Annotated in this window: 8 protein-coding genes; 6 read left to right on the top strand and 2 right to left on the bottom strand. The window is 64.1% G+C overall.

All coding sequences use genetic code 11. The annotated features are described in order from the left end of the window. Positions 1–94 precede the first annotated feature (94 nt). Positions 95–1,831 carry an alkaline phosphatase family protein gene (locus F7R11_RS13965; protein ID WP_064804477.1) on the top strand — a complete coding sequence of 579 codons (1,737 nt, stop codon included), beginning with the start codon at positions 95–97 and terminating at the stop codon, positions 1,829–1,831. 64 nt (positions 1,832–1,895) lie between these two features. Here F7R11_RS13965 and F7R11_RS13960 read toward each other — a convergent pair whose 3' ends face one another. After that, positions 1,896–2,171: a hypothetical protein gene (locus F7R11_RS13960; RefSeq protein ID WP_021195584.1), complete on the bottom strand. Its 276-nt coding sequence runs from the start codon at positions 2,169–2,171 to the stop codon at positions 1,896–1,898. Between the two features lie 394 nt (positions 2,172–2,565). Between F7R11_RS13960 and F7R11_RS13955 the strand changes: the two genes are divergently transcribed. The 3 genes from F7R11_RS13955 (at position 2,566) to F7R11_RS13945 (ending at position 3,873) form a co-directional block, all read left to right on the top strand. Further along, positions 2,566–2,784, top strand: a complete 219-nt coding sequence (locus F7R11_RS13955) for a hypothetical protein (protein ID WP_021195583.1) — start codon at positions 2,566–2,568, stop codon at positions 2,782–2,784. Between the two features lie 143 nt (positions 2,785–2,927). Further along, a complete protein-coding gene (locus tag F7R11_RS13950) occupies positions 2,928–3,458 on the top strand; it encodes a MerR family transcriptional regulator (protein WP_064804474.1) in 531 nt (176 codons plus the stop codon). Next, positions 3,388–3,873, top strand: coding sequence for a carboxymuconolactone decarboxylase family protein (locus F7R11_RS13945; RefSeq protein WP_064804472.1), 486 nt, complete (start codon positions 3,388–3,390; stop codon positions 3,871–3,873). Before F7R11_RS13950 ends, F7R11_RS13945 begins: the two co-directional genes overlap by 71 nt. On the opposite strand, the gene paeA is transcribed toward F7R11_RS13945, so the two are convergent. Next, on the bottom strand, positions 3,813–5,129 hold the full coding sequence (gene paeA / locus F7R11_RS13940; protein ID WP_064806382.1) for a polyamine export protein PaeA: 1,317 nt from the start codon (positions 5,127–5,129) through the stop codon (positions 3,813–3,815). The two genes, F7R11_RS13945 and paeA, sit on opposite strands and share 61 nt — an antisense overlap. Positions 5,130–5,630: 501 nt before the next feature. On the opposite strand from paeA, the gene F7R11_RS13935 reads away from it, so the two are divergent. Both F7R11_RS13935 and F7R11_RS13930 read left to right on the top strand, forming a co-directional pair. After that, on the top strand, positions 5,631–8,459 hold the full coding sequence (locus F7R11_RS13935; RefSeq protein ID WP_064804470.1) for a bifunctional glycoside hydrolase/polysaccharide deacetylase family protein: 2,829 nt from the start codon (positions 5,631–5,633) through the stop codon (positions 8,457–8,459). Continuing rightward, the gene (locus F7R11_RS13930; protein WP_064804468.1) at positions 8,446–12,468 is read left to right on the top strand and encodes a tetratricopeptide repeat protein; all 4,023 of its coding nucleotides are present in this window, start codon (positions 8,446–8,448) and stop codon (positions 12,466–12,468) included. Before F7R11_RS13935 ends, F7R11_RS13930 begins: the two co-directional genes overlap by 14 nt. Positions 12,469–12,545: the final 77 nt, after the last annotated feature.

The following is a 12,545-nucleotide window of genomic DNA, read 5'->3' as shown; positions in this document are numbered from 1 at the left end:
GTCACCGGGTCGACATACGCGGGTCGCTGCACAGACATACGGTGGGCATAGCGTGACCGGGCCGCCTCATGGCGGTATCCCAGAGGAGAATCCCGTGTCCCCCAAGAAATACCTCGCGCTCGCTGTACTCTCCACGCTTGCATGCGGTCTGTCTGCGCATGTGTATGCCGATGACGATGATGCGCATGATGTGCGGCAGGCGCACGCCAAGCATGTCCTGCTGATCTCGGTCGATGGTCTGCATCAGTCCGATCTCGACTGGTATGTCGGCAACCATCCGGGCTCCACGCTCGCGCGCCTTGTGCACCAGGGCGTGAGCTATCGCAACGCCCGTACGCCGTTTCCGTCCGACTCGTTTCCCGGCATGGTCGGCCAGGTGACCGGCGGCAATCCCAAGACCACCGGCATCTACTACGACGACGCGTACAGCCGGAGCCTGCTGCCGGCCGGTACGACGGCCGCCAACTGCCACACCACCAAGCCGGGCGCCGAGGTGTTCTACGCCGAGGTCATTGCCAAGGATCTGAACCGCCTCGACAGCGGCCAGGGCATCCCCGGCCTCTATGCTGATCTCTCGAAGATCTCGCAATTGACCGGCCATGCGCAGGACCTGATCGACCCGGCCTTCCTGCCGGTCTCGCCCATCACGTGCGCGCCGGTCTATCCGCATCAGTACCTGAAGGTGAACACCGTGTTTGAAGTCGCGCGCAAGCACGGTCTGCACACGGCCTGGTCGGACAAGCACGCGGCATATGAAATCCTCAACGGCCCGAGCGGGCAGGGCATTGATGACTTGTTCGCGCCCGAGATCAACAGCTCGGTGACCGACCCGTCGCGGCCTGGTGGCCCCGGCCCGGACTGGACCAAGGACAACACCGACACACAGCGCTACGACAGCTTCAAGGTGCTGGCCGTGCTGAACTGGCTCAAGGGCCACGACCACGCCGGCAACGGTACGCCGGGTGTGCCGGCCATCCTGGGCATGAACTTCCAGGCCGTGTCGACTGCGCAGAAGCTGAACAAATCAGCGTACTACCCGGACCCGTCCAACACCGCCAACAAGGTGAAGGGCGGCCTGGGCGGCTACACCAACAACGGCACGGTGCCGGGGCCGGTGCTGCAGAGCGCGCTCACCTTCGTCGACAACAAGTTGGGCGAGTTGGTCAAGGCGACGGACCCGTCCAACACGGTCGTGATCGTGTCGGCCAAGCATGGTCAATCGCCCAACAGCCGCGCAGACCTGACCATCGTCAACGACGGCGACATGATCGACGCGCTCAACTGCGCGTGGGAAAAGTACGCCGCCACCTGCAAGGATGCGACCAAGCCGCACCTTGTCGCGCATGCAATGGATGACGACGGCATCCTGCTATGGCTGAACGACCGCTCGCCAGCCGCGCTGCGGTTCGCCAAGCAGTTCCTGCTGGGCTATTCGGGCACGGGCGTGGGTTCGGATGCGGCGGGCAATGCAACCGCCAAGCCATTCACGCAGGCCGGCGCGAGCCGCTTCGTGATCGGTGAGGAGGTGGCCGACTTCTTTGGTGTGAAGCCCAGCGACGATCGCTTCCCCGATGTGGTCGGCATCGCGCAGCAGGGCACGGTGTGGGCGGGCAGCAAGCTGTCGAAGATCGCCGAACATGGTGGCTTCCGTCCGGAGAACCGCCACGTGCCGATCGTGGTGTGGGGCGCAGGCATCGGCTCCGATGTGGTGGACGAGCATGTCGACACCAACCAGATCGCACCGACGATCTTGAGCGTGCTGGGGCTCAAGCCGCATGAGCTGCAAGCCGTGCAGATCGAAGGTACGAAGCGTCTGCCGCACCTGCATTGATGCGGTTTAAGCAGGCATAAAAAAACGCCGGGGAATTCCCGGCGTTTTTCACTGCACGATCGCCTTATTGCTTGGCGGGTTCAGCGGCCTTCGGTGCCGAAGCGGCATCTGTCTTGGCTTCCGACTTGGCTGCAGCCTTGTGCGCCTTCTTGTGGGCGTGGTGCTTCTTCTCGTGCTTGGCTTCGGCCTTCGGAGCGGAAGCGGCATCGGTGGCAGTCGCCGCAGCGGCCGGTGCCGGTGCGGGAGCAGCAGCCGGTGCGGACGCGGTGCCAGCTGCGAACACGGGGGCGGCAAAGGCACCAGCAACGATCAGAGCGGCCAGGGATTGAGCGACTTTCATGTGAGACTCCTTGAGGATATAGCGGGACTTCAGATACATGGATCTCGTCCAATGTGCGATCCATGCCTCCAAAAACGCTTCATATCGTGAGGCCGTGTACCGCTGTTTGTAAGCGTTCTTCCCACGATGTAAGCGCGCGTAACAATGTAGAAAGTGTGTCACGCAATATTTGTCAATTTTTGTTGAGACGTATCAACGTGCCGATCTGCACATCGGCGTATCGTCAGGCTTCAGGTGGACATTGGCCAGCGCCTGCACCACACTGCCCGGTGATGCGCGGGTCATCCCGATGCTGGGGTCGCGCGTTGAATGGCAGTGGCGAGGGACGCATTGGGTCACGTTCCATCCTGTTACCGGGTGCGCCGCATCTCCGTATTTTCATAAGGACAACACGATGAACAAGCTTCTGGCTGCCCTCGTGGCAGCAGTCTTCAGCGCCGGCGCATTTGCGCAGGCTTCCGCCCCGGCCGCTCCGGCTGCACCCGCCGCTGCCCCGGCACCCGCCGCAGCCCCGGCAGCAGGCGAGAAGAAGGCGCACCACCACAAGAAGAAAAAGAAGCATGACCACCGTCCGAAGGTGGCGAGCCCGAGCGAGTTCGGCAAGGGCGGCTAACCGGTTTCCCGGTTTTTCTGCACACCAAAACGCCGGCCCTCGAAAGGGGCCGGCGTTTTGTTTTGGGGCTGCCCGTCAGGCTGGTGCAAACCTGCGCTAAAGTCGCTTGACTTAGAGTGCGCTCTAACTTCTAAGCTCCGTTCATGACCACTTTCCTGACCATCGCCCAAGTTGCAGAAGCCACCGGCCTGTCGACGCATACGCTGCGCTACTACGAGCGCATCGGCCTGCTCGACAGCGTGCAGCGGCGCGATAACGGCCACCGCGTCTTCCGTGCGGAAGACATGACGTGGCTCGCGTTCCTGCTGCGCTTGCGCGACACCGGCATGCCGATTGCGCAGATGCTGCAGTACGCAGCGCTGCGGCGGCAGGGCGACAGTCTGGAGAGTGTGTCAGCGCGCCAACGCTTGCTGGAGTTGCATGCCGCGGCGCTGGAGGCGGAGCAGCGCGCGCGGGCCGAAACACTGGCCGTGCTGCGCGAGAAGATCGTCAACTACGACGGCATCCGGGCCCGGATTGCCGCCGCAGAAAGCGCGCTGGGTTCCGCTTCCTCATCTCGCAAATCGAAACAACAGCCGAAACGCCAATCGAACGAGGACGCACATGACGCAGATCGCACAAACCGCACCGCAAGCCGCAAACCACGCCAACCTGCAGGACGCCCCGAATCGTGATCGCTACGCCCGGGGCTGGCAAAAACTCAAGGAAGTCGATGACGTGGCCGGCGAACGCGTGGTCGAGGCCTTGGCCGACATCTCGCCCGACCTCGGTCGTTACATCGTCGAATTTGGGTTTGGCGATGTCTACAGCCGCCCAGGTCTGACGCTGCGCGAGCGTGAGATCGCCACCATTGCCGCGCTTACGGCCCTGGGCAATGCGGTACCGCAACTGAAGGTGCATATCGCCGCGGGGCTCAACGTGGGGCTCACCCGCCACGAGATTACCGAGACGATCCTGCAGATGGCGCTATACGCGGGCTTTCCGGCGGCACTCAACGGCATGTTTGCCGCCAAGGACGTGTTTGCCGCTCACGATGCGGAGGAAACGGGCGAGGCAGCCGGATCGATGCGCCGCGACACCAGCAACTGATCGATGCGGTGGTTGTCGATGTCGAGCACCTCGATGTGCAGCGGCCCGATGTCGATGCTTTCGCTCTTCTTGGGGATGCGCTTGAGCGCGTAGATGACCAGCCCGGCGATGGTTTCGATGTGGTGCTCGCCGGGCAGGTCGTCCAGGTCGAAGGCGCGCTTGACGTCGCCGATGGGCGTGACGCCATCGATCAGGCAGGAGCCGTCATCGCGGCGCACGATCTGCTCGTCTTCGCCCAGGTAGAGGATGTCACCCATCACCGCGCCGACGATGTCGTCAAGCGTGACGATGCCCACCACCAGCCCATACTCGTTGACCACCGCGCCAAAGCTCTGGTGCATCTCGCGAAAGCGCGTGAGCGCCTGCGACAGGTTGAGCGTGTCAGGCAGCACCAGCAGGTTCTTGTCAAAGTGCTTGGCCAGGTTGCGGATCACAGTGGCGGATTCCTCCGACAGGATCTGCTTCAGGATGTCCTTCGAGGCGATGAAGCCGAGCACCGAGTCGATATCGTCGCGGCAGACGAGGTATTCGGCATGCGGCTGGGCGATGATCTTCAGCTTGATCGATTCCAGCGGCTCGTCGGTCGTGAAGTAGACAACCTCGTCGCGCACGGTCATGACCGAGGTGATGGTGCGCGATTCCAGCTCGAACACGTTCTCGATCATGGCCAGCTCGTGCTTGCGCAGCACGCCTGCCTCGGCGCCAGCGCCCACCATGGCGGTGATGTCTTCGGTGGTGATCTGCTCAACGCGGTGCGTGGGCACGCCAAACAGCTTCAGGAATAGGTCAGCCGCGCCGTTGAATAGCCAGACCACTGGCCGCAGCACGCGCAGGCAGGTCTGGATCGGGCCGATGACGCCCAGCGCGCAGCGCTCGGGGTAGAGCACCGCCAGGCGCTTGGGCAGCAGGTCGGCAAACAGAATGAAGAGCCCCGTCACGATGATGAAACCGGCGATGCTGGCGATGCGCTCGGCACGGGCGGCTGGCAGCCAGTCGCCCAGCCACGTGGCCAACGGCCCCGAGATCTGGCTGTCGCCGATGACACCGGCCAGGATCGCCACCGCATTCACGCCGATCTGCACCACGGTGAAGAAGTTGCCGGGCGTGTCCTTGAGCTGCAGCACGCGCAGGGCGCGGGTGTCGCCATCGTCGGCCAGCGTTTGCAGGCGGGTGCGACGCGAGGCAGTGAGCGCGATCTCGGAAGCAGAAAAGAAGGCGCTGATCAGGATGAGCGCGACAAGGATGAAGGCGGACATGGTGGCGGGGCGGGCGTGCCGTTGCGCTGCAAGGCCGCTCGGAATGTGGCTGCGGACGATCATGGTGCAGCCGGGATCGCTTTGTCAAACCACAGCGCGGATCACGCATGTCGGGGCCCACGTTAAACAATTGTCTATGTCCCGGTGTGGTGCATAGCCATCGAAAAGTGGTTTGCCGCGTACCCACACCATGGGTGATACTTGCAGCCTGGGAACATATTGCCTCGGTTTGCCTTGCGGGGCCTGCGTTTGCGGGGGGCATTCCGGAGAAAGGGCAAATGTTCCGTTTGGCGTAAGTATTGGCGCCGCTATTTCAGTGCCGGCGCAGATCGGCCCAATGTGGCACGGAGTTGTGTGCACACAGTTGCATAGGAGTGGTAGGTCATGTGGATTCTCAGCCGCGTACAGTGGCGCACCGGGGGGAAACGGGGGAATACGGCAGGGACGATCGGACGGGTTGTGTCCGGGTTTGCAGCCTGGGTTGCGGCCGCACTCGTGTCGATGCCTTGTGTGACGCTTGCTCAACAGGCGTCTGCCACCACCGGGCCCGGTGCATCAGGGGTCACGTCTTCAAGCTCGGCCAACGCGCCAAATATTGCCTGGTACTACGGCGACAAGCCGCCCGTGGCACAGCTGCGTGCCTTTGACGCGGTCGTCATCGAGCCGGACCACGGCTTTGATCCGTCGCAGTTCAAGACACCCAAGACACAGTGGTACGCCTACGTGAGCGTGGGCGAGGTCACGCCCGAGCGCAACTGGTACAAGGATCTGCCCAAGGCCTGGCTGTCTGGCCGCAACGCGGCATGGGCGTCGCGCGTGGTGGACCAGGCCCAGCCAGACTGGCCGGCCTTCTATGTCGATCACGTCATCAAACCGCTGTGGGACAAGGGCTATCGCGGCTTCTTCCTCGATACGCTCGACTCGTACCAGCTTGTCGCCAAGGACGATGCGGCGCGCGCGGCGCAAGAAGCCGGCATGGTGCGCGTGATCCGGGCGATCAAGGCGCGTTATCCGGATGCCAAGCTGATCTTCAACCGTGGCTTTGAGATCCTGCCGCAGGTGCATGACCTCGCCTATGCGGTGGCGTTTGAATCGCTGTACCGCGGTTGGGATCAAGGCAGCAAGCAGTACAAGGAAGTCAGCGATGCCGACCGCGAATGGCTGATGGGCCAGGTGCGCAAGATTCGCGACGAGTACCACCTGCCCGTGATCGCCATCGACTATTGCCCGCCGGCCGACCGCGCCTGCGCGCGCGAGACGGCCAAGCGCATCAAGGCGCAGGGGCTGGTGCCGTACGTGACGGATCCAGATCTGTCGACGATTGGCGTGGGGCGCATCGAGGTGCTGCCGCGCAAGGTGCTGATCCTGCAAGACCGCGACCCACGCACCACCATCGACACCAGCGAGGGCGTGCGCTTCATTGCCACGCCGCTCAACTTTCTCGGCTACGACGTCGAGTACGCCGACATCAACAAGCCGCTGCCCGCATCTGTACCGCCCGACCGCTATGCCGGCGTGGTGGTGTGGGTGAACACCAGCCCGATCAAGCAGGTGGCAGCGCTGTCGTCGTGGGTGCGGCAGCGCATTCATGACGGCGTGCACATCGCCTTCATGAACCAGTTCGGCCTGCCGGTGGACGGCAGCATGGCCGACATGTTCAAGCTGCAGTTGGTGCGCGGGCGCGCTAGCGGACCGCTGTCGGTGGTGTCGCAAGACAAGATCATCGGTTTCGAGATGGCGCCGCAGCCCGAGCGCCGCGAGGCCCAGCCGATTCGGGTGGGCGACCACGGACAGTCGCTGCTGCGTCTGAAATCGGGCAATTTCGAATTTGACGCCGCCGCCATCACCGATTGGGGCGGCTACGTGCTGAATCCGTACGCGGTGTTCTCGATGGACACCGTTGAGCAGGCGCGCTGGGTGGTGCAACCGATCGAATTCCTGCGTCGCGCGCTGGCGCTTCCCAACATGCCGATCCCGGATGTGACGTCGGAAAACGGCCGCCGCCTCATGCTGGTGCACGTGGATGGCGACGGTTTTGCCTCGCGCGCCGAGTTTCCCGGCCCGGAGTATTCCGGCGAGGTGCTGCTGCAGGACGTGTGGGATAAGTACCGCATCCCGACCACGCTGTCGGTCATCGAAGGAGAGGTGGGCTCCAGCGGCCTGTATCCCAAGCTGACACCCCGCCTGGAGGCGATTGCCCGCAAGATGTTCGCGTTGCCGTACGTGGAGCTGGGCACGCACACTTATTCGCACCCGTTTGACTGGAGCCGCACGGTCCAGAGCCCTGCAACGAAAGAGGGGCCGGGTAAGGATGCAGGCGGTGGCGATACGGCCTTCGCGCTGACCATTCCCGGCTACAAATTCAGTCTGGACCGCGAAATCTCGGGTTCCATCAACTACATCAACGAGCGTCTGGCACCGCCGGGCAAGCGCGTGAAGATCCTGCAGTGGTCGGGCGACTGCCAGCCGCCTGAGCTTGCCGTGCGCATGACCTGGGATGCGGGCGTGCTCAACCTCAACGGTGGCGATACCACCATTACGCGCAGCTCGCCGTCGTGGACGGAGATCGCGCCGCTGGGTATCGACAAGGGCCCGGGGGCTTACCAGGTGTTTGCACCCAACCAGAACGAAAACGTCTATACCAATGACTGGACCGGGCCTTTCTACGGTTTCGATCGCCTGATTGAAACGCTGCAGATGACCGACACGCCGTATCGCTTCAAGCCCATCAACATCTACTACCACATGTATTCGGGCACCAAGCTTGCGTCGCTCAAGGCCTTGAAGAAGGTCTACGACTACGCGCTCTCGCAGCCGGTGTTCCCGATCTATTCCACCGAATACGTGGTCAAGGTGCTGGATTTCCGCAACATGGCCGTTGCCCGTGATGTCGATGACGGCAACACCTGGGTCGTGCGCGGTGATGGCGATCTGCGCGAACTGCGCTGGATGGCGCCCGGCACACCGCGGCTGGCCGATGCACAGGGCGTGGTTGGCTATGACAAGGCAGCCGGCGGCATCTATATTCACCTCGACGAGGGGGCAGCACGTTTTACCGTCGCACCGGAGGCAGAATCGAACAAGCCGACATACATTGCGGAAGCCGCAGCCTTCGTGCGCAACTTCGCGCGTAGCGGCAACGAGATGAGTTTCGAGGCGGGCGGTTATTACAAGCCGTTCGTTCGTCTGGCCAACGCGGGCGCCTGTCGCGTGAAGGTCAACGGCAACCCCGCCCGCACCGCCCGTGCACAGGACAACACCGTGCGCGTTGACCTGACTGGAACTGCTGCTCAAACCGTGACCTATCAACGTGTCGATGTGGTCTGCTGACCTGACCCCGCGTGAACGGCTGCTGCCTGCCTGGCTGATCGGCACGCTTGGCGCGCTGATCGGGCTGGCGCTCGCCTTGATGTTCCCGCGCGAGCGCCTGGAGGCCCGCCTGTTGGAAGGTGGCAAGGTCGATGCGCTGTCGGTGGCCTATCTGGAAGCCTGGCTGCGCGTGCGCCCGAACGATGGGGAATTCCTCAGCGTGCTGGCCGCCCAGTACGTGCGCACCGGCCGGCTGGAAGAGGCCGAAGCCATGGTCGCCCGCATGCGTGCACTGCATGACAAGTCGCTCGACCGTGAAGCGTTGCTGCTCGATATCGCCATCCGCGAGCAACGCGCCTATGCGCTGCAACCGAATGATCCACAGCGTGCGGCCATGCTGGTCGACCTGCGTGGTCTGCTCAAACAAGCCCTCGACTACCGGTGGACCGCACCCGAGCTGGAAATTCTTGCGGCCAAGTCCCGTGGGCTGGATCAGGGCGCGATTGCCATGCAGTTCTACCAGCGCCTGGCCAAGCAGGACGTGGCCCGCGCCGCGCAGTGGCAGGCGCGTACCGCCGAAATCGCGCTGGGCGTGGGTGAATACCGCGCCGCCGCCGCTGCCAACTTTGCCGCGCAGGACACCGCCAAGTCGCTCGATGAGCAGCGCCGCTATTTCATCGCCGGCCTCAAGGCATTGCAGGGCGGCAACCTGCTCGACGATGCCATGACCGAGGCGCAGCGCCGCGTCGGCCCGCTGATCGACGATACCGAAACGCTGCGCTTCCTTACGCGCCTGGCTCAGGCATGCAATCGCCCCGATCTGGCCGACCAGTACGCGCGTCGCCTGCTGCATCTGTCGTGGCGCCAGACGAACGCGGGGATTGCCTTGGCGTCGGGTGCAGTGCGTCATGACTGGGCATTCGCTGGCCGGCCCGAACCGCTGCCGAGTCCGACCGACGTGGTGTTCATGGACGGCCCAGAGGGCCTGGCCCGCCGCCAGCGTCATGCCGCACGCATCCGCCACGTGGCGGACAAAGCCAACGATGCCGAATCGTCTTCGCAACCGAAGGGCGCTCAGGCCATCGTACGCGGCATCGCGCCTTTCAATGCGGATGACTACGACCTCGCTTTCCAGGTCTTCATGGGCAGCGGCAACCTGAACGACGCCATGCGCGTGGCCGAGGCCGCTGTGCGTCAGCGCCCCGACCTGAAGATCTGGACCGAGCGCGCCGCCCAGGTGGCTGAGTGGAACCGCCAGCCGATGGTCGCGTTGAACTACTGGCTGTCGTACGCGCAATCCACCGGCGACGATGCTGCCTGGCAGCACGTGCTGCGTCTGGCCCCCGCACTCAACGAAGACCACGCCTATCTGGCCGGACTGCGCTACCAGGCCAGCCGCCAGCCGGGCGACATGAAGCTGCTCGACCAGATCATCGCCGCGTATGAGCGGTTGGGCGAGCCGGTAGAGGGGCTGGCGTATCTGAATAGCATTGCGCGTGGCGCGCACCGGCAGGCGGTGCTGGAGCGCTATGCCAACCTGGCTGAGCGTGCCGGCAAGGACGACCAGGCTTACGACACGTACGTGCGCCTGCAGAAGGAATTTGGCCCCAACGCGCAATACGCGCTCAAGCTGGCGAACATCCTGTACGTACGCGGGCAGTTCGAGCAGGCGCTCATGGCCATGCAGGCCGCGGAGAAGGCCGCTTCGCCCACGGACGATCTCTACTGGCGCACCTTCGCGCAGCTCGCGCGTCTGAACCAGCGCGATGATCTGTCACGCAAGGCGTATCGCCAACTGCTGATTGGTGGCAAGGCAGAGCCGGACGATCTCACCACGATGATCGACTTCTACGACGCCAGCCCCATCGACGCCGGCCGCCTGTCTGAACTGGCCTTCCGCAAGGACGGCACGATGGTCCACCTGCAGCAGGCCATCTACTACTACACGCGGGCGCGTGCCTTCCGCCGCATCGAAGGGCTGCTCGCCTCGCTCACACCGGAGCAACGCAAAGCCGCCGAGCAATCCGCCGGTGTGCTCGGCGCGCGTGCCGAGTACTTCCGCCAGAGCGGCCAATGGGATGCGGCCATGCGTGATTTGCGCCGCGCTGTCTCGCTGCCCGATGCCGGCAGCGATGTGAAGGCCGCCTTCCTGTGGGGCCTGCTCGACTCCGGCCAGAATGCCGAACTCAAACGCGCCCTGGCCCTGTGGCGCGGCGAGGCCGAGAACGATTCCGCCTATTGGGGCGCCTACGCTGCGGCCGGGCTGCAACTGTTCGACGCCAACCTCGCGCTGCGCTTCCTGGGCCGCCAGGGCAAGTCGATGCAGACCGATCCGCTCTGGCTGCTGGCCTATGCCGATGCGCGCGAGATGGCCGGTCAGGCTGATGCTGCCTGGGGCTTGCGTCGCGAAGCGTGGTGGCTGCTGTGGCGTGCCGAAGACAAGGTCGGAGGCGACAAAACCAAGGCGCCCACGGGCCGCCGTGTCGGTACACGCGTCACGGTGGGCGATGATGATGCGGTACCGCTCGAAGAGGATTCCCGTACTGAACTGCGCGCCCGACGCGTCGCGCTGGCCCAAACGTTCGGGTCCGGTGACCTGTCGCAGCGCCTGCTCATCGAGTTGTTGCGCGATGATCGCCGCGCCACGAAGCAGGCACGCGAGGGCGGTCGGTCGGCCATGGACAAGTCCGAGCTGGGCGACATCGACACGTTGCCGCCCGAGCCGCCAGAAGCGCCGACTGACAAACGCAAACAGGCCCGCGTGAGCGATCAACTCGTCTCCGCCGTGGCCAAGGAAGCCGCGCTGGGCTGGGCGCTGTCGCAGGAAGCGAATGACCTGGCACGTGCCTGGCTACTGCAGCAGTACGCGCGCCGCATGACGCGCCCGGCCTATGCCGAGATCTCCATCGCTCTGGCTGAGCGCGACCTGCAGACGCTCAACCGCCTGCTGGACGACACGCCCGACCGCATCCCGCTCTACAACCGCATCGACGCCAACGTGATGACGGACCGCCTGGGCGAGGCACAGCGCCTGTCGTTCGAGGGGCTGACCACCGCGCCCGACGATGAGCAGATACACGAGCGCGTGCAGGAGACGCTGCTGACCAACGCACAGGCATTGGAGCCGCGCGAGACGTGGTTCAAGCAGGCGCCGCTTACGTATTTCGAGACCAGCGCCGCGGCCGGCATGCGCCTGACCGACCACACCAGCATGCTGCTGCGCGCCACCCAGCGGAACCAGCGCTCGATCGACGACACGCAGCTCACCGGTGTGCCGGCGCAGGATCGCAGCGTCGACTGGATATCTCAGTACCAGACGCAGAACACGCAGTGGAAGGGCACCGTGGGCTGGCGCCAGGGGCTGGCATCGTTCTATGCATTCCGGCTGGATGGGCTGCTGGGACAGGTGGGGCCGCTGGGCACCGAGCTGTCGATTGGCCGCAACCAGCCTGCCAACGAAACGCCGCAACTGCGCGTGGGCGGTGTGAAGGATCTGTTCTCGATCGGCAACAACTGGCGCCTGACCCAAAACGAGTACGTGCGCGCAAGGGTGGAGGGCGACCGCTTCTATGGGCAGGACCGCTCGTTCCTGGGCAGCGGCATGGTGGTTGACGGCGAGATCGGCCACCGTTTCCGCGTGGAATATCCTGACTACACCATCCGCGTGGTCGGCACGGTGGCGCGCTACAACGCATCAGGTACCGTCAGCCCGCTGATGGCGCGCCTGCTGCCGGGCGACGGTACGCCAGACGTCAACCAGATCATGCCGCGTTCGTTTGCACAGTTCGGCATGCTGTTTGGCTTCGGCACGGACTATCTGGACCGCTACACCCGCGCCTGGCGGCCGTTCATGGATGTCGGCATGCTGCACGACAATCGCGAAGGGTGGGGCGTGCAGGCGCAGCTTGGGGTGGCGGGCAGCGTGTTCGGCAACGACCATCTGGCGCTGTACATCGAACACCAATCGATCACGCGGTCGGGCACATCGCCGCTGACGGAAATCGGCTTGCGATACCGATGGCTCTATTGATGCGCAAGCGACGAACAAACAACGAACAAGCAGAACGGGAAAACACCAGCATGAAGAACAACGGAAGCATCCAGGAG

It is taken from the genome of Ralstonia insidiosa, assembly GCF_008801405.1.
Classification (GTDB): domain Bacteria; phylum Pseudomonadota; class Gammaproteobacteria; order Burkholderiales; family Burkholderiaceae; genus Ralstonia; species Ralstonia insidiosa.
The sequence above is the reverse complement of the archived record's forward strand: the minus strand, read 5'-3'. Positions and strand labels throughout refer to the sequence as shown.

Coding starts and splice junctions, on each gene's coding strand:
- F7R11_RS13960 (WP_021195584.1), bottom strand. CDS start 2,171: ATGAAAGTCGCTCAATCCCTGGCCGCTCTGATCGTTGCTGGTGCCTTT.
- F7R11_RS13955 (WP_021195583.1), top strand. CDS start 2,566: ATGAACAAGCTTCTGGCTGCCCTCGTGGCAGCAGTCTTCAGCGCCGGC.
- F7R11_RS13950 (WP_064804474.1), top strand. CDS start 2,928: ATGACCACTTTCCTGACCATCGCCCAAGTTGCAGAAGCCACCGGCCTG.
- F7R11_RS13945 (WP_064804472.1), top strand. CDS start 3,388: ATGACGCAGATCGCACAAACCGCACCGCAAGCCGCAAACCACGCCAAC.
- paeA (WP_064806382.1), bottom strand. CDS start 5,129: ATGTCCGCCTTCATCCTTGTCGCGCTCATCCTGATCAGCGCCTTCTTT.
- F7R11_RS13935 (WP_064804470.1), top strand. CDS start 5,631: ATGCCTTGTGTGACGCTTGCTCAACAGGCGTCTGCCACCACCGGGCCC.
- F7R11_RS13930 (WP_064804468.1), top strand. CDS start 8,446: ATGTGGTCTGCTGACCTGACCCCGCGTGAACGGCTGCTGCCTGCCTGG.